Raw genomic sequence first — 25,760 nt, 5'->3', positions numbered from 1 at the left:
TTCATCACATTTTCCTCAGTGTGTGAGTAAAATGTGTCAACGCTATTCAGGACGGGTCAGACGCATAAAAAAAGCCGCCGAGGTTAACGCCCGGCGGCTTTTTTATTGCCTGAAAAACAGGATTATCTCTGATGCCGCTCACGCAACCGGCCAATCACTTTGCTCAAGTCCAAATCCTGATCCTGCAACAGCACCAGCAGGTGATAAATCAGATCAGAAGCTTCGTTGGTCAGCTCTTCACGATCGTTCACCGTAGCGGCCAGTGCGGTCTCCACGCCTTCTTCCCCGACTTTCTGTGCGATGCGCTTGGTGCCGCTGGCATACAGGCTAGCGGTGTAAGAGCTGTCGGGGCTGGCGTTTTTACGTTCTGCCAGCAGTTGTTCCAACTGATACAGAAAACCCCAATCGCTGCTGGCCGGATGGAAACAACTGGTGTTACCCAGGTGGCAGGTAGGGCCGATCGGATTGACCAAAATCAACAGCGTGTCGTTGTCGCAGTCCGGGGTGATGCTGACTACGTTGAGGAAGTGGCCGGAGCTTTCGCCCTTGGTCCACAGGCGCTGTTTGGTGCGTGAGAAAAAGGTGACCTTGCCGCTCTGTTCGGTCACGGTCAGCGCTTCCTGATTCATATAGCCGAGCATCAGCACTTCGCCGGATACGGCATGCTGCACGATTACCGGCAGCAGGTGGTCAGTTTTTTCCCAGTCGAGCTGGTTTCTTTGTTGTTCTGTTAACACAGGCGGATCTCCACACCTTGTTCGGACAAGAACCTTTTCAGGTCACCGATATTAATGATTTGTTTGTGGAACACCGAAGCGGCCAGTGCGCCATCGACATCGGCATCGCGGAAGGCTGCCAGGAAGTGTTCCATGGTGCCTGCGCCGCCGGAGGCGATCAATGGCACTTTGCACACTTCGCGAATCAGCCGCAGCTGTTCCAAATCGTAACCGTTACGCACGCCGTCCTGATTCATCATATTCAGCACAATCTCGCCGGCACCGCGTTTTTGCACTTCTTTCACCCAATCCAGGGTTTCCCACTCAGTGACGCGGGTGCGGTTTTCGTCCCCGGTGTACTGATTAACGTGGTACTTGCCGGTGTCGGCTTCGAACCAGGTATCAATACCGACCACAATGCACTGCACGCCAAAGCGATCTGCCAGGCGGCTAATCAGCGTCGGGTCGGCCAGCGCTGGAGAGTTGATGGAAATCTTGTCGGCGCCGAAAGACAGGATCTGGCTGGCGTCTTCCGGGCTTTTAATCCCACCGGCGACGCAGAAGGGGATGTCGATCACTTCTGCCACGCGTGATACCCAGCTTTTATCTACCACCCGGCCGTCGCTTGACGCGGTGATATCGTAGAACACCAGTTCGTCCGCGCCTTCCTGCGCATAGCGCTGCGCCAGCGGCACGATGTCGCCGATAATTTCATGATTGCGGAACTGCACGCCTTTCACTACCTGCCCGTCTTTAACATCCAGGCACGGGATTATCCGTTTTGCCAGCATGCGATCGCCTCCTTAACGCTAAACTTACCTTCCAACAGGGCGCGCCCCACAATCACACCTTCAACGCCACTGCCGCGCAGTTGGGCGATATCATCCAGATTGCCGATACCGCCAGAGGCCTGGAAGGCGATCTGCGGATATCGTTGGCTGATTTCCTGATACAGCGCCACGTTGGAACCGGCCAATGTCCCGTCACGGGAAATATCGGTGCACAGCACGTGCCTGAGGCCATAGGGTAAGAACTGCTCAACCACCTGTTCCAGTGTGGCGTCCGAGTTTTCCTGCCAGCCGCTGATCGCCACGCGTTTGGTGCCGTCTGCGTCAATGCGCACGTCCAGCGCCAGTACCATGGCATCGGCGCCGTAACGTTCAAACCAGCCCTGTACCAATTGCGGTTGTTTTACTGCGGTGGAGCCGATTACCACGCGGGTTGCGCCGGCCTCCAGCAGGGCAGCGACGTCCCGCTCGTTGCGAATGCCGCCACCAACCTGTACCGGTACGTTAACGCCCGCCAGCAGCTTGCGCAGCAGGGGGATTTGGCGCGCGGTCGGGTCTTTCGCACCGGTCAGGTCGACCAGATGCAGTACCTGCGCGCCCTGTTGTTGATAGTCCTGCAGGCGTAACAGTGGATCGTTACCGTAGTCGCGCTGCTGGCCGTAATCGCCCTGATGCAGACGCACCACGTTGCCGTCGATCAAATCCAAAGCCGGAATAATCATGCTGCCTACATCTCCAGAAAGTTTTTCAACAGTTGCGCACCGGCCGCGCCAGATCGCTCTGGATGAAACTGCACGCCGAAGAAGTTGTCTTTTTGTACGGCGGCGGTGAAGGGCTCGCCGTAATTCGCCTGGGCGATGGTACTTGGGCATATCGGCATCGCATAGCTATGAACGAAGTAGAAGTAGGCACCCTCTTCGATGCCACGGAACAGGTGATGGCCCGCCTGGGCAGAGACCTGATTCCAGCCCATGTGCGGCAGCGGCAGGCCAAAGTCGGTCATCTGGGTTACCGGGGTATCGATAATGCCCAGCGTGTCGATGCCACCGTTCTCTTCGCTGCTTTTTGCCAGCAACTGCATGCCGAGGCAAATCCCCAGCACCGGCTGGGTGCAGGCCTTGATCAACTCAATCAGCTCGCGCTGTTCCAGTTGATCCATCGCCGCCTGCGCGGTACCCACGCCTGGCAGGAACAGCTTGTCGGCGCGCAGGACCGTCTCCGGGTCACGGCTCACTTCCGGGCGGTAGCCCAAACGCTGCACCGCGTAGGTGACGGAGGCCAGGTTGGCGCAGCCGGTGTCCAGAATCACCACGTCCATCACAGCACTCCTTTCGAACTCGGGAGGGTGTTGCCCTCAACGCGGATCGCCTGGCGCAGCGTGCGACCAAACACTTTGAACAGGCTTTCGACGCGGTGATGGTCGTTTTTGCCTTTGGTTTTCAGATGCAGCGTGCAGCCCATGGTGTAGGATAGCGAACGGAAGAAGTGCTCGACCATTTCGGTGCTCAGATCGCCAACGCGCTGATAGTTAAATTCCGCTTTATATTCCAGGTGTGGACGGCCGGAGATATCCAGCGCGCAGCGTGCCAGGCACTCGTCCATCGGCAGTACAAAGCCGAAGCGCGCGATGCCGCGTTTGTCGCCGAGTGCCTTGTTCAGCGCTTCGCCCAGTGCCAGGCCAGTGTCTTCCACCGTGTGGTGATCGTCGATATACAGATCGCCTTTCACGTCGATGTCCATGCGGAAGCCGCCGTGGGTAGCGATCTGATCCAGCATGTGGTCGAAGAAACCGACACCGGTTTTGATCTTGCTGCCGCCTTCGCGATCCAGCCAAACGTTAACGTCGATCTGCGTTTCTTTGGTCACGCGGTTAACCTGCGCATGGCGATCGCGCTGGGTCAGTTGGCGCGTAATTTCTTTCCAGCCCAGGGTGTCGCGCTGATAGCGCAACCCCTTAATACCCATGTTATCCGCTAGTTGCACATCGGTCGGACGATCGCCGATCACATAGCTGTGGGCGGTATCCATCACGCCCGGCTCCAGATAGCCTTTCACCAGCGCGGTCTTCGGCTTGCGGCAGTCGCAGTTGTCCGCCGGCAGGTGTGGGCAGATCAGGACATCTTCAAAGTGAACGCCCTGTGAGCTGAGGATCTGCATCATCAGGTTATGCGGCGGATCGAAGGTTTCCTGTGGGAAACTGGCGGTGCCGAGGCCATCCTGGTTGGTGATCATCACCAGTTGATAACCCGCCTGCTGCAGCTCCAGCAGGCAAGGGATCACGTCCGGCTCCAGCGCCAGCTTGTCCAGACGATCGACCTGGAAATCTTCTGGTGGTTCAGCAATCAGCGTGCCGTCACGATCAATAAAGAGGAATTTCTGGCTCACATTGGCTCCTGGCGAGTCTTGGTTGCACCGGGCAGGGCAGACAGCGCATCAACCACGCGCTGGCATTCTTCACGGGTGCCTATGGTGATGCGCAGGCAGCCGGATAACCCCGGTTGTTTATTTTGGTCTCTTAAGATGATGCCTTGATCCCACAAGGTTTTAAACACATTACTGGAAGCAGTGAATCGTGCCAGCAGGTAATTGCTGTCGCTGGTGAAAACCTGTTCAACACAGGCACAGTTTTCCAGCGCCTGCTGCAACCAACGACGGTTGGCTGCAATCTCGGTAACCCGTTGGCGCATGATGCGGATCCCCTCGGTGCTGAGCGCCTGGGCGGCGATATCGGCGACCGGAGTGGAGAGCGGATAAGGGGCGATCACCTTCAGCAGCAGAGCGATTAAATCTTCATTGCCGAGGGTAAAACCGCAGCGCAGCCCAGCCAGTGCAAAGGCCTTGGACAGGGTGCGCAAGATAGCCAGGTGCGGGTAGTCATTTAGCCAGCCAGCGACGCTTGCCTGTGGGCAGAATTCGATATAGGCCTCGTCGACCGCAACGATCGCCTTGCCCTTGGCCATTTCCAGCAGGCTGCGCAGATCGTTGGCATCGATCAGGTTACCTGTCGGGTTGTTGGGGCTGCAGACGTAAATCAGTTTCACGTTGTCCAGGCTGTCGGCGATAGCCGGCAAATCCAGCTGCCAGTCCTGTTTGGCCGCCACGGTACGACGCTCCACGTCAAAGGTTTCGGCGCTGACGGCATACATGCCGTAGGTCGGCGGACAGAACAGGATGGCGTCTTTTCCCGGCTCGCAGAATGCGCGGATCAGCAGTTCGATCCCTTCGTCAGCCCCACGGCTGACCAGCACCTGCTCCTTTTTAACCCCGGCGTACTCGGCGTAGCGTTCGATCACCAATGCCGGTTGGCACTCCGGGTAACGGTTAAAGGTTTGAGCGGTCAGTTGGAACTCGGGGGCAATCGGGTATTCGTTGGCGTTCAGCCACACGTCGCCGTTGCCACCCAGGCGGCGTGCCGACTGATAAGGGGTCAGATCGCGAACGTTGGCACGGGCCAGATTTTCAATGCTCATGCTTGCTCCTTCAGGGCGGCAACGCGCAGGGTCACGGCGTTTTTGTGGGCAATCAACTGCTCGGCGGCGGCCAGGGTTTCAATGGTGGCGGCCAGGTTCATAAAGCCCTGCGGCGTCAATTCCTGCACCGTCATGCGTTTTTGGAAGTCCGCCAGCCCCAAACTGGAGCAGGTGGCGGTGTAACCATAGGTCGGCAGCACGTGGTTGGTGCCGGACGCATAGTCACCGGCAGACTCCGGTGACCAGTCACCAAGGAACACCGAACCGGCGCTGGTAATGCTGTCGACCAGAGCGCGGGCGTCACGGGTCTGAATGATCAGGTGTTCCGGGCCATACTGGTTGCTGATGGTCACGCATTCGGCCAAATCTTTGGTGACAATCAGTCGGCTACTGGCCAGCGCCTGACGCGCAGTCTCGGCACGCGGCAATTGTGCCAATTGTTGCTCTACCGCCTCGGCCACTGCCTGCGCCATAGAGGCGTCCGGCGTCAACAAAATCACCTGCGAGTCCGGGCCGTGCTCTGCCTGCGACAGCAGATCCGAGGCGACGAAGGCCGGAGTGGCACCGGCGTCGGCGATCACCAGCACTTCGGAAGGGCCGGCTGGCATATCGATAGCGGCACCGTCCAGTCGTTGGCTGACCTGGCGTTTGGCTTCGGTGACAAAGGCATTGCCCGGCCCGAAGATTTTCGCTACACGCGGCACGGAATCGGTGCCGAATGCCATAGCGGCGATCGCCTGTGCCCCGCCGACCTGAAACACCTCTTCCACTCCGCACAGTTGCGCGGCATACAGTATCTCATCGGCAATCGGCGGCGGTGAACACAGCACTACGCGACGGCAGCCGGCGATACGTGCCGGTGTCGCCAACATCAATACGGTAGAAAACAGCGGCGCGGAGCCGCCGGGAATATACAGGCCGACCGAGTCTATTGGACGGGTTACCTGCTGGCAACGTACCCCCGGCTGGGTTTCCACATCGACCGGCGGCAGTTGCTGCGCATTGTGGAAAGTCTCCACATTACCGACCGCTACGGCCATCGCCTGTTTGAGCTCATCACCCAGGCGGGCGCTGGCAGCCGCTATTTGCTCTGCAGTGACGCGAAGTGCGTTAACCTCGGTTTTATCAAATTTGGCGCTGTAATCACGCAGCGCCCGATCGCCATTGGCCTTCACGTTGTCGAGGATTTCGCTCACCGTGCGGGTGATGCTGTCCGAAGCGGAGATCGCCGGACGCATCAGCAGTGCCGTGCGCTGTTCGGTGCTGCAGTCTGCCCAGTTGACCAGAGTATTGAAGTTCGACATGGGGTTACTCCATCATCTTCTCAATAGGCAATACCAGAATCGAGCTGGCACCGAGCGCTTTCAGTTTTTCCATGGTTTCCCAGAACAGGGTTTCGCTACTGACCATGTGCATGGCTACGCGGTTCTGTGCCCCGGCCAATGGCAGAATGGTCGGGCGTTCGGCACCCGGTAGCAGCGCGATGATTTCGTCCAGGCGTTCACTTGGCGCGTGCAGCATGATGTATTTGGATTCACGCGCCTGGATCACGCCCTGAATACGGGTCATCAGACGATCGATTAATTGCTGCTTGGCTTCCGGCATTTCGCCGTCGCGCTGGATCAGGCAGGCTTTCGAGCGGTAAATCACTTCAACTTCGCGCAGCCCGTTGGCTTCCAGCGTGGCACCGGTGGAGACCAGGTCGCAGATGGCGTCGGCCAAACCGGCACGTGGGGCGACTTCAACCGAACCGTTCAGCAAACAGGATTTGAAGCGTACACCCTGTTTGTCGAGATATTGCTTGAGCAGGTGTGGATAAGAGGTGGCGATACGGGCGTCTTGCAGGCTTTGCGGACCGGTGTATTCACTGTCGAGCGAGGTTGCCAGCGACAGGCGGCAACCGCCGAAATCCAGGCGACGCAGGGTGAAGTAACGCGGGTCTTCGCCCTGAGCGCGGCGGGTGAGCAGCTCTTCTTCCAGCACGTTCTCACCGATAATACCCAGGTCGACCACGCCATCCATCACCAGGCCTGGGATGTCGTCATCACGGACGCGCAGGATATCGATCGGCATATTCTCCGCGAAGGCGATCAGGCGTTGTTGCTGCAGGTTGATTTTGATACCGCAGCGCGCCAGCAATTCCTGAGACTCATCACTCAGGCGGCCCGATTTCTGCATGGCTATCCGTAAACGTGTTTTATCCAGCATGGTAACCTCTGTTTAATCTGTAATTTTATGAATTTATTATGAAAATTATTTTATCTGTCTGTCCGGAGCCAAAAAAAAACCCTCGGAAGAAATCTTCCGAGGGCTCTCTCTTGCATTCTGCGCGCCACTGGAAGATTAGAAAACCGTCTTCCAGCACACATCGCCTGAAAGACTAGTCAGGGTGATGGTGATGATGGTGGCTGAACTGAATGCGTGTCATGGTGTTTTCTCTGTATAAAGTCGCTACAAACTCAATTACTAATTAACCTAAACTATCCACTGTCTTTCACGCAACTCTTTTTTCTCGTCATAAATTTAATTTATTGAAACAGGATGAATTATTAGCAAGACACGACTTTACCTAAGCTTAGGTTAGTTGGATTGAATCACTACGCCGACTGGCGTAGCCTTAATGGGCAAAGCGCTGCAGTCTTCAAGAGAGGAAGCTGATGAAAAAGGTAGCCATTATTGGCCTGGGTTGGTTGGGTATGCCGCTGGCTCTGTCGCTGATGAGCCGTGGGTTTGACGTTGTTGGCAGTAAAACCACGCCGGATGGCGTCGAAGCCGCACGGATGAGCGGGATTGAATGCTATCAGCTGGAACTGATGCCGGAACTGGTTTGCGAACCGGAGGATCTGGAGGCGCTGCTACGTGTCGATGCGCTGGTGGTGACACTCCCGGCCCGCCGCACCGTCGAAGGCAGCGAGAACTATTTTAATGCGGTACGCATGCTGGTGGACAGCGCGATGGCCTTTGGTGTGCCGCGTATCCTGTTTACCAGTTCAACCTCGGTGTACGGGGAAACCACTGGCACGGTACGCGAAGACTCGCCGTTGAAGCCGGTTTCACCTTCCGGTTTGGTGCTGGCGGCGCTGGAACGTTGGTTGCATGAGCTGCCGAACACCTCAGTGGATATTTTGCGTCTGGCCGGGCTGGTGGGGGGCGATCGCCATCCTGGACGTTTCCTGGCGGGCAAAGTCGATGTCAAAGGCGGTTCGCAAGGGGTCAATCTGGTGCATCAGGACGACGTGATCGCCGCGATCCAACTGCTGCTGAAACTGCCGAAAGGCGGCCATGTTTATAACCTGTGCGCCCCGGCCCATCCCACCAAGCGTGAGTTCTATCCGGTGCTGGCCGAACAATTAAATCTGTCGCCGCCGCAATTTGCCGCCGAGACGGAGCAGGGCGGGCGACTGGTGGACGGCAGCCGTATCTGCAATGAACTGGGGTTTGAATATCAGTATCCGGATCCGGCGAGAATGCCAGTCAATTAAGCGTTTATACCCGTCATCTTTCAAATTGCAGTGTTGTTACCTGCTTACAAGACCCGTCCGTGGGTCTTGCCCCTTCGGGGCCGCTGCAAGCAGCGTTCAAATCTGTTCCCGACAGATTTGTCACTCACCCCAGTTACTTACTCGAGTAAGCGCCTGGGGATGAGCGAGCTGGGCGCCTAGCTGCAACTTGCAAGCTATAGGGTATAGATCTGTCCTGCCAAGTGCGGGGCATTTTTTTGCGCTGTTCGCCGGATTGCTACTTCAACGCCATGGCGGCTGAAACCTCTCCGGCGTGCTGTAAATCCTCCAGCAATGCGCTCAGTGCCTCCTTCGGCAACCCCGGCCGGCTCACCAGACTCAATGCCGCCTGATAAGACAGCGCTTGCCCCCCCAACTGTTTCAATACGCCTTGCTCTACCCAACGCGCAGCATAATGGGTGGGCAGGTAACCGAGATACTCGCCGCTGAGCACCAAATGGGCGACCCCTTCCATATGATGAGCGACGGCGCCGAGGTTTAACGGTGCCAGCGGACAAAGTTGCTGTGCCAACAAATAACCGCGTTTAACCCAGCGTGCATTTTCAATCTGTTCACGCCCCGGTTGCTCCAGCGTAAACAGCGGGTGATCGCTGCTGCAATAAACCGCCTGCGTCTCTGCTATCCAGGGTTGATACTGCAACTCGTCCAACTGCTGACCGAAATAACCGATGCCCAAATCAAGCTGCTGATTCAGCAGCCCCTGTTCCAGTTCGCCGGGAGCGCAAATTCGGCACTGTAACTGCACATCCTGGTGTCGGCGTTGAAACTGTTTGATGGCATGGCTGAAAGGATTACCCGGCAGAGACACCAGATTATCTACCAGGCCAATCTGCAAATCCCCGGTCAGCAGGCCGTTCAGGGACTGACTGACGCGGGTAAAGTCCCGAGCGGCATTGAACAGCGTGCGGCAGGCGATCAGCATGCGTTCGCCTTTTGGGGTGAGCATGAAGCCGGAACGGCCGCGCTGACACAGGCGAAATCCCAACCGGGTCTCCAGGGTGGCGAGATGGGTGCTGATGGTGGACTGATTCATCATCAGTGCTTCCTGAGCGGCGCTGACGCCCTGCGCCTCCGCTACTGCGACGAACACCCGCAGCAGTTTGAGATCGATATCGCTTAGATTGGTGAGCATCTGTCCCTCCGCAGAAAATATCTTGCCGTTAACCCATTTTTAACATCGTTGAAGAGGGCGTTGGCGAGTGTAACTTGTCCTTTCTTATGGCATGGGTTTTAAATAAAAATCAATAGTTCAAAGGTTTAGTAAACATCATCTTTTTCAATGCTTACAGGCGAAAGCGGGAATGGTAGCCAGACGAAGTTGCAGGGTAGCCTGTAATTGTTATTCAAATGTTGAAATGCTGACCCCAAAAACAAGGAAACGCCATGCTGAATCAACCTCAAAGCGGCAACGACATGCCGCGTTTCGCCGGTCTCCCCACCATGATGCGTCTGCCCGCGGCCGAAGATGCGCGCGAGCTGAATGCGGCCTTCGTCGGTATTCCTCTCGATATTGGTACCTCAAACCGCAGCGGCACGCGTTACGGGCCGCGGCAAATCCGTCAGGAATCGGTGATGATCCGCCCTTACAACATGGGCACCGCTGCCGCACCTTTTGAACGGCTGCAGGTTGCCGACCTGGGGGATGTTGCTATCAATCCTTACAGCCTGGAAGACAGCGTTCGTCGCATTGAGCAGGCCTATAACGGCATTCTGGCCTATGGCTGCATTCCACTGACGCTGGGGGGCGACCACACGCTGACGCTGCCTGTTCTGCGCGCCATGGCCAGCCAATATGGCCCGGTCGGATTAATTCACGTAGACGCTCACTCAGACACCAACGAAGAGATGTTCGGTGAAAAATTGGCGCACGGAACGACTTTCAGACGAGCCTTTGAAGAGGGGCTATTGCAGCCACAAAGAGTCATTCAGATTGGTCTGCGCGGCAGCGGCTATGAGGCTGATGATTTCGATTGGTCACGCAAGCAGGGGTTCCGCGTGGTCACGGCGGAAGCCTGCTGGCACCGCTCGTTGGCACCGCTGATGGCGGAAGTGCGCGAGCAGATGGGCAATGCGCCGGTTTACCTCAGTTTCGACATCGACGGTCTGGATCCGGCATTTGCACCGGGTACCGGCACGCCGGAGGTCGGTGGGCTGTCAGTCTGGCAGGGGCTGGAAATTGTCAGAGGCTGCCAGGGGCTGAACCTGGTCGGCAGCGACGTGGTAGAGGTTTCGCCACCTTACGATCGTTCCGGCAACACCGCGTTACTGGCGGCTAACCTGTTGTTTGAAATGCTGTGCGTACTGCCTGAGCGATAAGGCGACGGCGATAACCTGATCGGCGGAGCCGTTGCGCCTGATACCGAATAATAACAAGCATGCGGAGTGACCGATGAATCTCGACCTGCTGGTAGTGGTGTTTTACTTTTTGGTGATAGGGGCGGTGGGTTGGCTTGGCGTTCGCCGGGCCACCACCAAGGAAGATTATCTGGTGGCCGGCCGCAATCTGGGGCCTTGTTTGTACCTGGGCACGCTGTCCGCTGTAGTGCTTGGCGGAGCCTCTACCATTGGCAGCGTTAAGCTGGGTTACACCTATGGGATCTCGGGCGTGTGGCTGTGCGGTGCGCTGGGCGCGGGGATTGTGGTGTTGAGCATGGTGTTGGCCAAACCCTTGCTCAAGCTAAAGCTCTATACCGTCAGCCAGGTGCTGGCGCGTCGCTATCATCCGGCTGCCAGGGTCACCAGCGGTGCCATTATGCTGGCTTATGACCTGATGGTGGCGGTGACCTCGATTATTGCTATCGGCAGTGTGATGCAGGTGATGTTTGATTTGTCGTTCACCACATCGATTCTGCTCGGCGGTGGTTTGGTGGTGCTATATTCGACGCTGGGCGGCATGTGGTCGCTGACGCTGACAGACATCATTCAATTTATTATTATGACCGTTGGGATGATGTTGGTGCTGATGCCGATGAGCATCATCAAGGCTGGTGGCTGGGAGGCGTTCGGCAGCCTGCTGCCAGCGAGCTATTACCAGTTGTCCTCGATCGGATTGGATACCATCCTGGTATTTTTCCTGATCTACTTCTTCGGCATTCTGATTGGTCAGGATATCTGGCAGCGGGTATTTACCGCCCGTAGCACCAATATTGCTCGCTATGCCGGTTTGGGGGCTGGGGTGTATTGCGTGTTGTATGGGGTGGCCGGCGCTCTGATTGGCATGGCCGGCAAATTGGTACTGCCGCAACTGACCAATACCGACGGCGCCTTTGCCGCCATTGCGCAGGCGGTGCTGCCGCCGGGCGTTAGCGGGCTGGTGGCTGCGGCGGCGTTGGCGGCGCTGATGTCGACGGCCAGCGCCTGTTTGTTGGCGTCCTCAACCATCGCGCTGGAAGACGTATTGCCGGCAGTCCGCAAGCGGCCCTCCGGTGGGCTGGTGGCCGGGCGATTCACAACCTTGGTCATGGGTTGCATTATGTTGGGGCTGGCGTTCGTGGTGCGGGATGTGATGATGGCGCTGACGCTGGCTTATAATCTGTTGGTGGGCGGGATGTTGATCCCGCTGATCGGTGCGATTTTCTGGCAACGTGCCACCAGCACTGGTGCTATTGCCAGCATGCTGACCGGTAGTTTGAGCGTACTGGCACTGATGTATTACCACGGCATTGAGGCCAACAGCCCGATCTACGGCGGTTTGTTGGCGGGCGGGGCGGCCTTTCTGATTGGCAGCCTGCTGACCCGGCCAAGTCCGCAGCCGCAGGTACAGCCGGAATAATGGGTAACCATGGGGCTGCGGCAGGCCGCCCCATTACCCGCTACAGCCAGCCGGATCTCTTCAGTTTTTGATGCAGGAAGAAGCAGCCGATGGCGGTCACCCCGAGGATAGTGTGATAGGCCCAGGGGAATTTCAGTTCAGGCATATTGGCGAAATTCATGCCGTACAGGCTGAATATTACCGTTGGGAGCGCCAGGATCGCCCCCCAGCCTGCCAGTCGCTTTACCACTTCGTTCTGTTTTACCGTGACCAGCGCCAGGTTGACGTGCATGGCGTTAGTCAGCATTTCTCGCATATCGTCGATAGTACTGACCACCTGGCGCGCATGGTCTTGCACATCTCGCACGTAGGCGCGCAGCTCTTTCGGAATCACCTCTTCATGCAGGCGAATCAGCTGATTGCAGATTTCGTCCATCGGCATCGCGGCATTGCGCAACGCCAGCAGGTGGCGCCGCAGGGTATAGACGTTCTCAATGGCGGTCTGATCAAACTCGGATTTGAACATGTTGGTTTCGATGGCTTCGATCTCCGTCTCGAACTTCGCTACCACGGTGCGGTAGTTATCAACCACAAAGTCCATCACCGAATACAAGGCAAAGCCCGGCCCACGGCACATTTGTTTGTGGTTTTCCTCGGCCTTGAGACGGATAGGCGCATAGCTGGGCGAATCGCCGTGACGCACCGTGACCAGAAAGTTTTTGCCGACAAAAAAGTGGGTTTCGCCGTACTCTACTTCGTCCTGACCCCACTGCGCAGTTTTGACAACGATAAACAGCGAATCGCCGTAGGCTTCCAATTTTGGCCGCTGGTGGGCGCAAAGCGCGTCCTCAATCGCCAGATCGTGCAATCCAAACTCCTCCTGAACCTTGCGCATAAAGGCGTCTTCCGGCTGCCACAACCCTAGCCAGACGAAGGTGTCCGGCTGTTTGACCACTTCGCTGATATCATCAATGGTCACTTCACCCAGCCGTTGACCGGCTTTGTACGCCACGCAATTCACGACCATGGTTGCGTTTTCCATTAAGCCACCTGCTATTCAATAAGAGTTTTGGTGAGAACGTAACATTCGTGTTCCACCGGATAATTCTGCAGCGTCATCTGTAGTTGGTAACCGAGTTTCTCGTAGAAGGGCCGCGCCTGAAAGCTGAAGGTATCCAGGCGAACATAACGACAACCCCGCATTTTTGCCTCCTGTTCAGCCGCCAGCATCACCTTGCGACCTAACCCGCCGCCGCGCTGTGAATCATCCACCCACAGCCATTCCACGCTCAACCAGTTTCCCCAGGTCTCACCGGTCAGGCCTGCGACTACCCGACCGGCTTCGTCCTGGCTATAGACGGCAAGGGATTTGCGTTGGGTGGGGTCAATATAGGGACTATTATGGGCTCGCAGCCCCAAACGGATAACGTTGAGGGTTTCTTCGTCAGGTACCTCGGTAACGGTGATGTTCATATTTTCTCCTTGGTGAACCCTTAACTTAAGCACAGTTCGTGGAAAAGACAACATATTGAAATTTAAAACAAACGTTGAAATCAGCCAACTGGACTACACTAAGCAGGTCAGTTTTTAACCAGGAGGATGCCATGCCCCGATTGACCGTGATGACTGTTTTGCTGTTATTGAGCGGGCTGCTGCATGCAGCGCCGACGGTGACGCAATTACAGGATAAATTGGAACACCCATGGTCGCTGGCGTTTTTGCCTGGCGATCGGGGAATGTTAATTACTGAAAGACCGGGCCGTCTGCGGTTGTGGCAGCAGGATAAAGGGCTGTCAGCGCCGATTAGCGGCGTGCCACAGGTGTATGCCCAGGGGCAGGGGGGCTTGCTGGAAGTGCTGTCGGCGCCGGATTTTGCCGACAGCAGGCGGGTTTACCTCAGCTTTGCCGAAGCGGGTGAGGATGGCAAGGCGGGGACTGCGGTGGGCTACGGTCAGTTAAGCTCCGACAGCCGGCGGCTGGAAAACTTCAGGGTGATTTTCCGTCAGCAGCCGAAGCTGTCGGTCGGTAATCACTTCGGTGGCAAGCTGGCGTTCGATCGTCAGGGATATCTGTTTATCGCACTGGGCGAAAATAACCAGCGGCCTACGTCGCAGGATCTGGACAAGCTGCAGGGCAAGATCCTGCGGTTAACCGCCGAGGGGGCAGTACCGCCGGATAATCCGTTTGTCGGTCAGGCCGATAAGCGGCCAGAAATCTGGTCTTATGGCCAGCGCAATCCACAGGGATTGGCGCTGAACCCGTGGAGCGGTGCCATCTGGGAGCACGAACATGGCCCGCGTGGCGGGGATGAGATCAATATTCCTCAGGCGGGGAAAAACTACGGTTGGCCGATCGCCACCTATGGCATTAATTATTCCGGATTGGCGATCCCAGAGGCTCAAGGGCAGAAGGTGGCCGGTACCGAACCGCCACTTCATTATTGGCCGGTGTCGCCCGGTATCAGCGGCATGGCGTTCTATGACTCGCAACGCTTCCCAGTCTGGCGACATTCGCTATTTATTGGCGCGTTGGCGCAAAAGGAGTTAATCCGGTTGACGCTGGACGGTAATAAAATTGTGAGGGAAGAACGGCTGCTGGCAGATCTTGGTGAGCGCATTCGCGAAGTGCGCACCGGACCGGATGGTTATCTTTATCTGCTGACGGATGAGAGTGACGGTAAGCTGCTGAAAGTTGGGGCGTCGTAAAAAGCGCCCCGTGAGAATCAGGTTAACTCACTCATCACACCCTGCTGATAGGCGGGACGTGTGGTTAACTGTTGGTACCAGCGTTCCATGTTCGGGCGGGGTTGACGCTCAATCGGCATAGAGAACCAGGCGTAAGCAAAGCTGCCGAGCGGGATGTCACCGATACCGAACGACTGGCCGGAAAGATAAGGCTGGCGGCCCAGGGTTTCTTCCACGATGTCGAAGTGCTTTTCCAGCGTGGCGATCGCCGTTTCAATTTTGGCCATGTCGCGCAGTTCCGGCTTGGTGCGTACCAGGCCCCAGAACACCACGCTAAAGTGGCTGACAATGGTGGCGGTGGTCCAGTCCATCCATTTCTCAGCGCTGGCGCGGGCCTGCAGATCCTGCGGGTAGAGTGGCTCACTGCCAAACTTTGCCGCCAGATAGCGCACTATGGTGTTGGATTCCCATAGCACGAAGTCATCGTCCTGCAGCAACGGCACCAGGCCGTTCGGGTTTAATGAACGGTAGAGCTCATCGTTCACCTTGCCGAATGCGCCACCGGCATTGATATGACTGTAGTTCAGCTTCAGCTCTGCGGCGCACCACAGCACTTTTCTGACGTTGTTCGAATTTTCACGACCCCAAATGGTCAGCATAGAACGCCTCTTTATACGGGTGAATAAACCTGAGCTGTTATTCGTACGCCACAAAGGGGGCATTGTCACACCGGAAGGCATTTTTTGCCGACAGGGTTGCCATTAACGTTCCCAGCGGCAAATTTCCCAACCCTGTTCCATCGCCAGAGCCTTGAGCTCAGTGTCCGGGTTGATCACCGTAGCGCTATCGACGTACTCCAGCATCGCCTTGTCGTTGAGGGAGTCGCTGTAACCGTGGCTGTGTTCAAAGCTCAGCTCCGGGTGCTCAGCCAGCCACTTCTTCAGGCGAATCACTTTACCCTGTTGGTAAGTCATGGTGCCGTAAGTGTTACCTGTGAAGCGGCTGTCTTGTACCTCGACGCCAATCGCCAGTGCATCGTCGGCTCCCAACTGTGCGGCAATTGGCGCGACCAGATGCTCGCCAGTGGCAGAAATAACCAAAATGCAGTCGCCGCGCTCACGGTGCCACAGCAGTCGTTCACGGGCGGCCGGGTAGACTCGCGGCAGAATATCGCGGCGGATATAACGCTGCACCCAGCCGGCCACCGTCTGGGTGCTCAGACCGGCCAACGGGGCCAACGTGGCCTGCATGTAATCCTCCATTGACAGCTTGCCCTGATAATAGAGCTGCATTAGTTGCTGTTCCTGCTGTTCCAGTTCCGCCGGCGCAAACCCTTCGGTGACTAACCAGCGCATCCACAGGCTGGCGCTGTCATCATCAATCAGGGTTTCATCCAGGTCGAATAAGGCTAAATCCATCAGTATTTCTCCGGCAGGCAGGGAGTGAAATGGGGGTGTATACAGAATAGCGGATAGCGTAAGCCGCCAGCCAGTGGCGGCAAACAAATTGCGCAGAGCATAAGAAACCCTGATGACAGTTTTGCGACACTTTGTTGAATCTTTGCATAACTTAGAACGCAACAATATTGGCTGTCGTCTCTGATGGGGTGGTAACTATAGGTTTAATGCGCTGGCCATCCAGGAGTTAACGATGCTGATCATTCGCCTTTATAGCGGTCCGGTTTTTGTCGGCGATGAAGAGGAACAGGATAATGACGCCACCACTGACATTGAAGCCGCTGCCGCAGCTGAGTTTTTCGCAGCTTGAGACCTCATGCAGTACCTAATGGCTTAAATCGGGTCGAACACGTTTTCGACCCTGATTATTTTTGATTACTCCGCCAGCGCCTGCTGCAGATCGGCGATCAGATCTTCCGCATCTTCAATACCCACTGACAGACGCAGTAACTGTGGCGTGATGCCGGTTTTTAGCCGTTGCTCCAGCGGAATCGATGCATGGGTCATGCTAAACGGCTGGCTGATCAAACTTTCCACACCGCCGAGACTTTCTGCCAGGGTGAACAGTTTTGAACGCTTGATCACCCGGCGGGCAAAGGCATCGTCACCTTTCAGCCGTACCGAAATCATGCCGCCAAAGCGGCTCATCTGCTTTGCCGCCAACCCATGTTGCGGATGGCTTGTCAGGCCCGGATAGTAGACTTCTTCTACCTGCGGCTGGCTTTCCAGCCACTGGGCGATGCGTAGGGCGCTGTTACTGTGGCGCTCCATGCGCAGCGCCAGCGTGCGGATACCGCGTAGTGTCAGGAAGCTGCTGAACGGGTCGAGAATGCCACCCACCGCGTTTTGCAGGAAACCCAGCTGTTCGGCCAGCTCCGGGTTATTCCCTACCGCAGCCACACCGGCCACCACGTCGGAATGGCCATTGAGGTATTTGGTGGCAGAATGCACTACCACGTCAAAGCCGAGTTCCAGCGGACGTTGAATATAAGGTGAGGCGAAGGTGTTGTCCGCCACGCTGATCAAGCCGTGTTTTTTAGCGATCGCCGCGATGGCGCTCAGATCCGCGAGTTTCAATAGCGGATTGGTCGGCGTTTCCACCCAGATCATTTTGGTATCCGCTTCGATCGCCTGCTCCAGAGCGGCAATGTCCGCCGGGGAAACATAGGTAACCCGCAGACCGGCAGTGCGGCTGCGTACCCTTTCCAGCAGGCGATAGGTCCCGCCGTACAAATCGTCAACCGCTACCAGGTGGCTGCCCTGATCGAGCAGCTCCAGCACCGTCGAGCAGGCTGCCAGGCCAGAAGCAAAAGCGTAGCCGCGGCTACCGCCTTCCAGTTCGGCGATGGCGCTCTCCAACGCGGTACGCGTTGGGTTGGCGCTGCGTGAATATTCATAGCCGGTATGCTCCCCCGGTGCCGGTTGGGCATAGGTGGAAGTGGCGTAAATAGCCGGCATTACGGCACCGGTAGCGTCCGGGGTATAACCGGCATGAACGGTCAACGTATCAAACTTGGTCATACAATCATCCTTATTAACGTAATTTTTGGCGCCAGGCGTTAAGCACGTCTGTGCGGGTAATCAGACCGAGGAAGCGCTCGCCGTCGAGCACCACCGCCACGTGGCCGTGGTTGAAGGTGGCGAGCAAATCCTGATAGCTGGCTTCTTTTTGCAAGGTTTTGACCGAATGGGTCATGGCGCGGGAGGCCGGCAGGCTGAAATGTTTGGCATCTGCCTGCACGGCATTTAGCAGATCCCACTCGTCGATCAGACCTATCACCCGATCGCCCTCCAGCACCGGCAACTGTGAAATGTCATACAGCCGCATGCGGGCATGGACGATAGCCAGGGTATCTTCCGATGCCACCGACACCGCCGCGCCTTCGTCGTGGCGGTAAGCGATCAGATCGCGCAGATCGCCGTGCTGCGGCTTGCTTAGCAGGCCCTGTTCCAGCATCCAGTGATCGTTATACATTTTAGACAGGTATTTGTTGCCGCTGTCGCACACAAAAGTGACCACCCGTTTGGATTCCGTCTGCGCCTGGCAATAGCGCAGCGCGGCGGCCAACAGGGTGCCGGTGGATGAACCGGCCAGCACGCCTTCTTTGCGCAGCAGATCGCGCGCGGTGGTGAAGGCTTCGGCATCGCCGATACGATAGGCGTTGCGCACCTGGTTGAAGTCGCTTAACGGCGGGACAAAATCCTCACCGATGCCTTCTACCAGCCAGCTGCCGGCCTCACCGATCTGACCGTTATCGAGGTAGTCCGCCAGGATCGAACCGGCGGGGTCAGCCAGCACAAATTCGGTCTGTGGCGACACTTCGGCAAAATAGTGGCTAAGACCGCCCAGCGTGCCGCCGGAACCGACGCCGACCACGATAGCATCCACCTGATGGCCCATCTGTTGCCACAGTTCCGGGGCGGTGGTGCGGGAATGGGCCGCCGGGTTTGCCGGGTTGTTAAACTGATCGATATAGAACGCGCCAGGTATCTCACTTGCCAGGCGTTTGGCGTAGTCCTGATAGTAAGCCGGGTGGCCCTTGCCCACGTCGGAGCGGGTCAGCAAAACTTCCACACCCAGTGCACGCAAATGGAAAATCTTCTCCCGGCTCATTTTGTCTGGTACCACCAGCAGCAATTTATATCCCTTCAGGGCGGCCACCAGCGCCAGCCCCAGGCCGGTATTGCCGGCGGTGGCTTCAATGATGGTCCCGCCTGGCTGCAGGCTGCCATCACGCTCAGCCTGTTCGATCATCGATAGTGCCACGCGGTCCTTGATCGAACCGCCGGGGTTTTGATTCTCCAGTTTGACGAACAGTCGGCAGGGGCCGGTATCGAACTGGGTCAGTTCCAACATCGGAGTGTTGCCGATCATATCGATGACGGAATGGGATATGGCCATGGGGTGCCTCCAAAATAATTCGGTTTAAAAGCCGTTATCTGGATGATAGCCCTGGCAATAAGCTCATTAAAAAGAACAAATAACCGTTAAATATGCATTTTTGGAATATATTAATTCAATTTGGACGTATGGAGGCACAGATGTGCAGCAGTTTAGATGTGCAGCCGTGTAGCGGTGGGTAGTATAAAAAAAACACTTACGGCTGGCTTTTTATCCAAATTACGCGTAACAGCGTACAGTTATGTAAAAATGATGAAAATTCATCCTAAACCCTGCAAAAATAAGATGAATCTAATAAACTCACAGCAAGGGCATTTTCGGTACGCCGCTCACCCGTCATGGGGCCGCAGGGAGTTTGCGGTTGGTAAATGCGTGCCGGGCCACTCTCGCTGGTTGGCTGAAAACGTGAATATGTTTGAAAGTTAACGCTATTTCAATGATTTGAATGGACACTCTGGCGACGTCATGATGAAAAGAAACTTACCTACCACACTGAAAAAATTAACTTTTAGCGTCAGCATACTGTTGCTGGCCGTGCCTGTTGTCCAGGCGGCCGAAGCGCCGGCGGCGCCGCAGGTGGACGCCAAGGCCTACGTGCTGATGGATTACAACAGCGGTAAAATCTTGGCGGAAGGCAATGCCGACACCCGTCTCGACCCCGCCAGCCTGACCAAGATCATGTCCAGCTATGTGATCGGCCAGGCAATCAAGGCCGGCAAGATTAAACCTGAGGATATGGTGACCGTCGGTAAGGACGCCTGGGCGACCGGCAACCCGGCGCTGCGCGGCTCCTCGCTGATGTTTATCAAGCCGGGCGATCAGGTACCGGTAATAGAACTGAACAAGGGCATCGTCATTCAGTCGGGTAACGATGCCAGCATCGCACTGGCCGATTACGTAGCAGGCAGCCAGGATTCGTTTGTTGGCTTGATGAACAACTATGCCAAATCGCTGGGCCTGCAGAATACCCATTTCCTGACGGTGCACGGCCTGGATGCGGAAGGGCAGTACAGCACCGCCCGCGATATGGCGCTATTGAGCCAGGCACTGATCCGCGATGTGCCGGATGAATACGCGCTGCACAAAGAAAAAGAGTTCACCTTCAATAAGATTCGCCAGGTTAACCGCAACCGTCTGTTGTGGAGTACCAACCTAAGCGTCGATGGCATCAAAACCGGCTATACCGGTGGCGCTGGGCATAACCTGGTGGCTTCCGCTACCGACGGCCCAATGCGTTTGATCTCGGTAGTGCTGGGTGCGCCAAGTGACCGTATCCGCTTTAGTGAAAGTGAAAAACTGCTGACCTGGGGTTTCCGCTTCTTTGAAACCGCCACGCCAATCAAAACGGACAAGCCGTTTGTGACCCAGAAAGTGTGGTTTGGCGACGTCGGCGAAGTGCCATTGGGCGTAGCGAAAGATGCCGCCGTCACTATCCCGAAAGGGCAGATGAAAAACCTGAAGGCCAGCTACAAGCTGAACCAGCCGACGCTGGAAGCTCCGTTGGCAAAAAATCAGGTGGTCGGCACCATTGATTTCCAGCTCGACGGCAAAACCATTGAGCAATATCCGCTGGTGGCGATGCAGGAAGTGAAAGAAGGGAACTTTTTCAGCCGTATCTGGGACATGGTGATGATGAAGCTGACCCAGTGGTTCGGTAGTGTGTTTGGTTAACTTCTCCGTTAATGCAGCCAAATGAGAAGGGTGTACTCAGTTACACCCTTTTTGTAATAACCAAAATAATTGGAGTTGCATCAAGGCGGCAAGAGCGAGAAGCTCCAGGAGCTTACTCACGTAAGTGACTGGGGTGAGCGCACGCAGCTAACACAGATGCAGCTTCAAGTATGAAGGGTATTCAGTTACAGGCTACCACCTTGATCGCCAGCCCACCTTGTGATGTCTCGCGATACTTGGCGTTCATGTCTTTGCCCGTTTCATACATGGTTTCGATCACCTTATCCAGGCACACGCGCGGCTCACTGGTGCGGCGCAGCGCCATACGTGCGGCATTGACCGCCTTCACCGCGGAAATGGCGTTACGTTCGATACAGGGCACCTGAACCTGACCGGCCAGCGGATCGCAGGTTAGCCCCAGGTGATGCTCCATGGCGATCTCCGCCGCGATGCAAACCTGAGCCGGGCTGCCGCCCATCAATTCCGCCAGACCGGCTGCCGCCATGGAGCAGGCGACGCCCACCTCGCCCTGACAACCCACTTCTGCACCCGAAATAGAGGCGTTCATCTTGTACAGCGCGCCAATGACGCCAGAGGTCAGGAAGTAACGGCTATAGGAATTAGGGTTCACCGGGCGAATAAACTGGTCGTAATAGGCCAGCACCGCCGGGATGATGCCGCAGGCACCGTTGGTTGGGGCGGTCACCACGCGGCCACCGGCGGCGTTCTCTTCGTTGACGGCAAAGGCGAACATATTGATCCAGTCGACCACGTTCATTGGGTCGATATTATTCTTGTCGCCGGTGACCAGCAGGCGGCGCAGGGCAGCGGCGCGACGCTGAACCTTCATCGGGCCTGGCAATAGGCCTTCGGTGTTCATACCGCGTTCGATGCCGGCGCGCATCACCTGCCAGACGTCAGCGAAGTGCGCATCGATCTCGGCTTTGCTGTGCAGCGCCAATTCGTTTTGCATCACCAGGCCAGACAGCGACAAACCGGCGTCTTTACAATGTTGCTGCAAGTCTTGCGCCGAGTTGAACGGGAAGGGCACCTGAACCGGATTGGCCGCAGCCAGGCCGAAATGTTCTTTGTCGACGATAAAACCACCGCCGGTAGAGTAATAGGTTTTGCTGTGTAACAGTCGTTCACCGGCGAAGGCGCTGATGCGCATGCCGTTTTCATGCAGCGGTAAGTTATCGCTGTGGAAATTCATGCTGGTTTGCAGCGGGAAATCCACTTCATGGTGGCCCTTGGCCAGCAACAGGCGGCCGCGTTGTTCAACGTCGCGGATAAAACCGGCGATACCGTCGATATCAACATCGTGCGGCAGGTTACCCGCCAGGCCCATAATAATCGCGATGTCGGTGTGGTGACCTTTGCCGGTCAGTGACAGCGAACCGTAGACGTCCACCACCACGCGAGTGGTGTCCAATAGCTGCTGGCTGGCAATCAATTCGTCGACAAACAGCTTGCCGGCTTTCATCGGGCCGACGGTGTGAGAGCTGGACGGGCCAATACCAATTTTGAAAATATCGAAAACGCTGACCATGGTCTCGCCTCCTTCTTCAGGTGTTAGGCGTTAATGCAGGAAAGGGGGCCGTGCTGAAAAGCCGGCGCAAGATAGCGCCGGCTGGTCTTGATTAGAAGCTGTACAGGATTGCGGAGATGGCGATCAGGCCCATCACTACCACGAACACGTTGCTGATGTGGCCGCTGTATTTGCGCATGGCCGGCACTTTACGGATAGCGTACATCGGCATCAGGAACAGCAGCATGGCGATGATTGGGCCACCCATGTTCTCGATCATGCCGAGGATGCTTGGGTTCAGGGTCGCAACAATCCAGGTAGTCACCAGCATAAACAGGGCAGTGATACGGTTCAGCTTGTTGGTGCTGATGGTTTTACCGCGGCTCTTCATCGATTTGGCAATCAGTCCGTTAAAGCCTTCACGTGCGCCCAGGTAGTGACCGAGGAACGATTTGGTGATGGCGATAAAGGCGATAACCGGCGCGATGTAGGCAATCATCGGGTTATTAAAGTGGTTAGCCAGGTAAGACAGAATGGAGATGTTCTGCGCCTTGGCTTCCGCCAGGTTTTCAGGCGACAGGCTCAGCACGCAACTGAACACGAAGAACATTACGGTCAACACCATCATGATGTGAGCGAAGCCCAGAATGCGCGAGCATTTCTTCTCGGCTTCTTCCTGACCGTACTCTTCACGCTTGGCCACCGCAAAAGCAGAGATGATTGGTGAGTGGTTGAAGGAGAATACCATCACCGGGATCGCCAACCACAGGGTGATAACCAGACCATTTCCCATACCCGTGCCTGCGCCGGACAGAGAAACGTTATCAAAGATAGCGGTGGTCCAATTCGGGATCAGGTACACAGCCAGCAGCATCAATACGGCGACAAACGGGAACACCAGGATACTCATGGTCTTCACGATAGCCTGCTCGCCGAAACGCACGATGGTCATCAGGCCGACAATCAGGATCAGCGACAGGATGGCACGTGGCGGCGAAGTCATACCCAGTTGGTGGGTAATAAAGCTGTCGACGGTGTTGGTGATGGCGACGCTGTAAACCAACAAAATGGGGTAGATGGCAAAGAAGTAAAGCAGAGTGATCAGCTTACCGGCGCTGATACCAAAGTGCTCTTCTACGACTTCGGTGATGTCTTCACCGGCATTTTTACCGGAAAGAACGAAACGGCACAGGCCACGGTGGGCGAAGAAGGTCATCGGGAAAGCGATGATGGCCATGATGATCAGGGGAATCAGCCCGCCGATACCGGCGTTGATTGGCAGAAACAAAACGCCCGCGCCGATAGCAGTGCCGTACAGGCCCAACATCCACATGGTGTCGGTTTTACGCCAGGTACTGGTAGAGCCAGAAGCCGCAGAGGCAACAGTGCCGGTCTGTGTAGTGTCCATAAATATCTCCGAAGTGAACACGCTAATTTAAAATTAAAATCAAAACTTAAGGTTAAATCCGAATGACGCAATATCAGATGGCGGCATCGGTAAGAATCAGATGTTGCTTACGGGGATGGTTGGCGTCCCCCTGGTTGTTTAATAGGCTAATTACCCTTGGCAGCGATGCCGGATAATTAATCAAATGATATTTAGCCTGTCGAGGGCATCGTATCGGTACTGCTGCCGGGAGGTCATTGCCTGCCGATTTTCGTTGGCGGCAAGATAACGATTTACAGTAGAAACAACCGTGATCATGCTCTCAAATGCGCAATATGTGCGGGTAAATATGTTTTTATTGGTTTTTCATGCATGTGTTGCGCAATTGTGTAAAATTTAATGCTGAATTAGCTCTCATCAGTGTTTCAGAGTTTATCTGGCATGAACAATCTGTAACCAGATAAAACGCTGCGATTGTCAGCAAGTCGAGCAATATATTTTAAGCGTGAGTTAGGATCTAGCTAAAAACCCGCAATAAGCGGTTTTAGTGACGCAGATCACATTGCTATTTAAAGCGAAATTTCAACTAACTGATTGTTTTTTATTTTATTTATTGTGATTTTTCAGCTAGTAACGCGAGTAAACTAGCTAAGTGGTTAGCGGATAAAAATGCTTAATCATTCATCATATAAATAAGCTGAATTGGTTATATTTAAAGCTTGTTGGTTGCGTAATTGTTGATATTTATCGTGCGAACGTTACTGCGATTTATCATATAAAAGCGTTGTTATGCAGAGTGTAAAAGTAATATTCCCTAGGATTTATCTGTGAATAAGGAATAAGCCTGCAGAACTGTTTCAATTTATTAACCTATTTTTGGGTAGGGATAATAAAACAATCGAATCAATTGCGCATTATTTGTCCAGTTTCTTGCCGGGATAGAAGGGGAGATAGAAGAGCACCGCCGACCGGGGTCGACGGCAGGATGCAGATTAAAAACGAATGGCGATCGCTTTTTCGCTGAAAAACTCCGCAAACTCGGGATCGGGTTGACGATCGGTGATCACTCGGTCGAATTGGGTCAATGGCCCGATGCAGGCGGGTTTGGTTTTACCGAATTTATTGTGGTCAGCTACCAGGATTTTTTGTTGTGACATCATTATCGCCCGGTGCTTCATCTCAAGTTCATCAAAGTTAAAGCAGGTTGCGCCATGCTGCAGGCTCAAACCGGCGGCGGAGATAAAGGCGATATTGGGGCAGATATGATCCAGCTCGCTGTGGCGGCCGACGGCGGTGAATATGTAGTTGTTCGGCTTGAATTCGCCGCCGCACAGGATCACCTTACAGTTCGGTTTGTCCTGTAACGCCAGAAAGGTATTCAATGAGTGGCAGACTGCAGTGAAGACCAGGTCGTCAGCGATCGCGTCGATGATCGCCGGCGTAGTGGTGCCGCAGTCGAAAAATACGGTGTCATTTTCACTGATAAGCTGCGCGGCGAGCAGGCCGATACGGCGTTTCTCCGTGACCTGCTTGGCTTTTTGGTCGGAAACAAAATAATGGGTCACGCCGTTACTGCGCGGATCGGCCACCACGTAACCGCCCAGTAGCACCACGGCCGCCGGCTCAGCGCTGAGATCGCGGCGAATAGTCATTTCTGACACGCCCAACAGGACGGCGGCTTCTTTTAAGTGGATCTTGTCAGAGCGCTTTAACGCCTGGACTAATCGATTGATACGTTCTTCGCGCCGCGTTTCCATCAGTCTGTCTTCCCACAGGGTTAAGAGAGTTTCTCCAGGGCTGAACACACAAATGCGGGGTAATAGCGGTCCAGCCATCGGCTGAACTTATTACCCCGCATCAGATTATCTCGGCGTGCGCCCGGAAC

The 25,760-nt window shown here is 55.6% G+C and carries 24 protein-coding genes and 1 other annotated feature; of the genes, 5 read left to right on the top strand and 19 right to left on the bottom strand.

Annotated elements, in window-relative coordinates:
- Positions 1–122: 122 nt before the first annotated feature.
- From hisIE to hisL, 9 genes are all read right to left on the bottom strand, one after another.
- Entirely contained in the window at positions 123–737 is a 615-nt protein-coding gene (gene hisIE, locus ACUTSU_RS12755) for a bifunctional phosphoribosyl-AMP cyclohydrolase/phosphoribosyl-ATP diphosphatase HisIE (protein WP_445650102.1), read from the bottom strand.
- On the bottom strand, positions 731–1,507 hold the full coding sequence (hisF, locus tag ACUTSU_RS12750) for an imidazole glycerol phosphate synthase subunit HisF (RefSeq protein WP_445650103.1): 777 nt from the start codon (positions 1,505–1,507) through the stop codon (positions 731–733). The genes hisIE and hisF overlap by 7 nt, the downstream gene beginning before the upstream one ends.
- Positions 1,489–2,226, bottom strand: a complete 738-nt coding sequence (hisA, locus tag ACUTSU_RS12745; RefSeq protein WP_445650104.1) for a 1-(5-phosphoribosyl)-5-[(5-phosphoribosylamino)methylideneamino]imidazole-4-carboxamide isomerase — start codon at positions 2,224–2,226, stop codon at positions 1,489–1,491. Before hisA ends, hisF begins: the two co-directional genes overlap by 19 nt.
- Before the next feature lie 5 nt (positions 2,227–2,231).
- Positions 2,232–2,822 (bottom strand): imidazole glycerol phosphate synthase subunit HisH, encoded by a 591-nt coding sequence (hisH, locus tag ACUTSU_RS12740; protein ID WP_174352906.1) that lies wholly within the window; start codon positions 2,820–2,822, stop codon positions 2,232–2,234.
- Positions 2,822–3,889 carry a bifunctional histidinol-phosphatase/imidazoleglycerol-phosphate dehydratase HisB gene (gene hisB, locus ACUTSU_RS12735; protein WP_445650105.1) on the bottom strand — a complete coding sequence of 356 codons (1,068 nt, stop codon included), beginning with the start codon at positions 3,887–3,889 and terminating at the stop codon, positions 2,822–2,824. The genes hisH and hisB overlap by 1 nt, the downstream gene beginning before the upstream one ends.
- Positions 3,886–4,974, bottom strand: a complete 1,089-nt coding sequence (gene hisC / locus ACUTSU_RS12730; RefSeq protein WP_445654254.1) for a histidinol-phosphate transaminase — start codon at positions 4,972–4,974, stop codon at positions 3,886–3,888. The genes hisB and hisC overlap by 4 nt, the downstream gene beginning before the upstream one ends.
- On the bottom strand, positions 4,971–6,278 hold the full coding sequence (gene hisD / locus ACUTSU_RS12725) for a histidinol dehydrogenase (RefSeq protein ID WP_445654253.1): 1,308 nt from the start codon (positions 6,276–6,278) through the stop codon (positions 4,971–4,973). Before hisD ends, hisC begins: the two co-directional genes overlap by 4 nt.
- 4 nt (positions 6,279–6,282) lie before the next feature.
- Entirely contained in the window at positions 6,283–7,182 is a 900-nt protein-coding gene (gene hisG / locus ACUTSU_RS12720) for an ATP phosphoribosyltransferase (RefSeq protein ID WP_445650108.1), read from the bottom strand.
- A gap of 70 nt (positions 7,183–7,252) precedes the next feature.
- Positions 7,253–7,379, bottom strand: a sequence feature (His leader region).
- Positions 7,355–7,402 (bottom strand): his operon leader peptide, encoded by a 48-nt coding sequence (hisL, locus tag ACUTSU_RS12715; RefSeq protein WP_101495319.1) that lies wholly within the window; start codon positions 7,400–7,402, stop codon positions 7,355–7,357. It overlaps the preceding feature by 25 nt.
- 229 nt (positions 7,403–7,631) lie before the next feature.
- Between hisL and ACUTSU_RS12710 the strand changes: the two genes are divergently transcribed.
- Positions 7,632–8,456 carry an SDR family oxidoreductase gene (locus ACUTSU_RS12710; protein WP_445650109.1) on the top strand — a complete coding sequence of 275 codons (825 nt, stop codon included), beginning with the start codon at positions 7,632–7,634 and terminating at the stop codon, positions 8,454–8,456.
- A gap of 256 nt (positions 8,457–8,712) precedes the next feature.
- Here the strand turns inward: ACUTSU_RS12710 and ACUTSU_RS12705 are convergent, their stop codons facing one another.
- The gene (locus ACUTSU_RS12705) at positions 8,713–9,627 is read right to left on the bottom strand and encodes a LysR family transcriptional regulator (RefSeq protein WP_445654252.1); all 915 of its coding nucleotides are present in this window, start codon (positions 9,625–9,627) and stop codon (positions 8,713–8,715) included.
- Positions 9,628–9,878: 251 nt separating this feature from the next.
- On the opposite strand from ACUTSU_RS12705, the gene speB reads away from it, so the two are divergent.
- Complete coding sequence (gene speB / locus ACUTSU_RS12700; protein ID WP_445654251.1) at positions 9,879–10,811, top strand: agmatinase; 933 nt, start codon at positions 9,879–9,881, stop codon at positions 10,809–10,811.
- Positions 10,812–10,884: 73 nt separating this feature from the next.
- Positions 10,885–12,267, top strand: coding sequence for a sodium:solute symporter (locus ACUTSU_RS12695; protein ID WP_445654250.1), 1,383 nt, complete (start codon positions 10,885–10,887; stop codon positions 12,265–12,267).
- A 40-nt stretch (positions 12,268–12,307) separates the two neighbouring features.
- Here the strand turns inward: ACUTSU_RS12695 and corA are convergent, their stop codons facing one another.
- Positions 12,308–13,288: a magnesium/cobalt transporter CorA gene (gene corA / locus ACUTSU_RS12690; RefSeq protein ID WP_445654249.1), complete on the bottom strand. Its 981-nt coding sequence runs from the start codon at positions 13,286–13,288 to the stop codon at positions 12,308–12,310.
- An 11-nt stretch (positions 13,289–13,299) separates the two neighbouring features.
- Positions 13,300–13,719, bottom strand: coding sequence for a GNAT family N-acetyltransferase (locus ACUTSU_RS12685; protein ID WP_445650114.1), 420 nt, complete (start codon positions 13,717–13,719; stop codon positions 13,300–13,302).
- A 131-nt stretch (positions 13,720–13,850) separates the two neighbouring features.
- Between ACUTSU_RS12685 and ACUTSU_RS12680 the strand changes: the two genes are divergently transcribed.
- On the top strand, positions 13,851–14,951 hold the full coding sequence (locus ACUTSU_RS12680; RefSeq protein WP_445654248.1) for a PQQ-dependent sugar dehydrogenase: 1,101 nt from the start codon (positions 13,851–13,853) through the stop codon (positions 14,949–14,951).
- A gap of 17 nt (positions 14,952–14,968) precedes the next feature.
- Here the strand turns inward: ACUTSU_RS12680 and ACUTSU_RS12675 are convergent, their stop codons facing one another.
- From ACUTSU_RS12675 to ACUTSU_RS12660, 4 genes are all read right to left on the bottom strand, one after another.
- Entirely contained in the window at positions 14,969–15,589 is a 621-nt protein-coding gene (locus ACUTSU_RS12675; protein WP_445654247.1) for a glutathione S-transferase family protein, read from the bottom strand.
- A gap of 102 nt (positions 15,590–15,691) precedes the next feature.
- Positions 15,692–16,348 (bottom strand): HAD family hydrolase, encoded by a 657-nt coding sequence (locus ACUTSU_RS12670; protein ID WP_445654246.1) that lies wholly within the window; start codon positions 16,346–16,348, stop codon positions 15,692–15,694.
- A 414-nt stretch (positions 16,349–16,762) separates the two neighbouring features.
- Positions 16,763–17,908 carry a trans-sulfuration enzyme family protein gene (locus ACUTSU_RS12665; protein ID WP_445650118.1) on the bottom strand — a complete coding sequence of 382 codons (1,146 nt, stop codon included), beginning with the start codon at positions 17,906–17,908 and terminating at the stop codon, positions 16,763–16,765.
- A gap of 13 nt (positions 17,909–17,921) precedes the next feature.
- Positions 17,922–19,289: a pyridoxal-phosphate dependent enzyme gene (locus tag ACUTSU_RS12660; RefSeq protein ID WP_445650119.1), complete on the bottom strand. Its 1,368-nt coding sequence runs from the start codon at positions 19,287–19,289 to the stop codon at positions 17,922–17,924.
- Between the two features lie 465 nt (positions 19,290–19,754).
- Here ACUTSU_RS12660 and ACUTSU_RS12655 point away from each other — a divergent pair, with 465 nt between their 5' ends.
- A complete protein-coding gene (locus ACUTSU_RS12655) occupies positions 19,755–20,960 on the top strand; it encodes a serine hydrolase (RefSeq protein ID WP_445650120.1) in 1,206 nt (401 codons plus the stop codon).
- Positions 20,961–21,141: 181 nt separating this feature from the next.
- On the opposite strand, the gene ACUTSU_RS12650 is transcribed toward ACUTSU_RS12655, so the two are convergent.
- The 3 genes from ACUTSU_RS12650 to deoR all read right to left on the bottom strand — a co-directional run bounded on the left by ACUTSU_RS12650 (position 21,142) and on the right by deoR (position 25,632).
- Complete coding sequence (locus ACUTSU_RS12650) at positions 21,142–22,509, bottom strand: L-serine ammonia-lyase (RefSeq protein WP_445650121.1); 1,368 nt, start codon at positions 22,507–22,509, stop codon at positions 21,142–21,144.
- Positions 22,510–22,600: 91 nt separating this feature from the next.
- Positions 22,601–23,896, bottom strand: coding sequence for an HAAAP family serine/threonine permease (locus ACUTSU_RS12645; RefSeq protein ID WP_445650122.1), 1,296 nt, complete (start codon positions 23,894–23,896; stop codon positions 22,601–22,603).
- Positions 23,897–24,867: 971 nt separating this feature from the next.
- On the bottom strand, positions 24,868–25,632 hold the full coding sequence (gene deoR / locus ACUTSU_RS12640) for a DNA-binding transcriptional repressor DeoR (RefSeq protein ID WP_445650123.1): 765 nt from the start codon (positions 25,630–25,632) through the stop codon (positions 24,868–24,870).
- Positions 25,633–25,760: the final 128 nt, after the last annotated feature.

The sequence above is a fragment of the Serratia sp. NA_13 genome (genome assembly GCF_052691735.1).
This window is presented reverse-complemented; position numbering and strand designations above follow the sequence as displayed.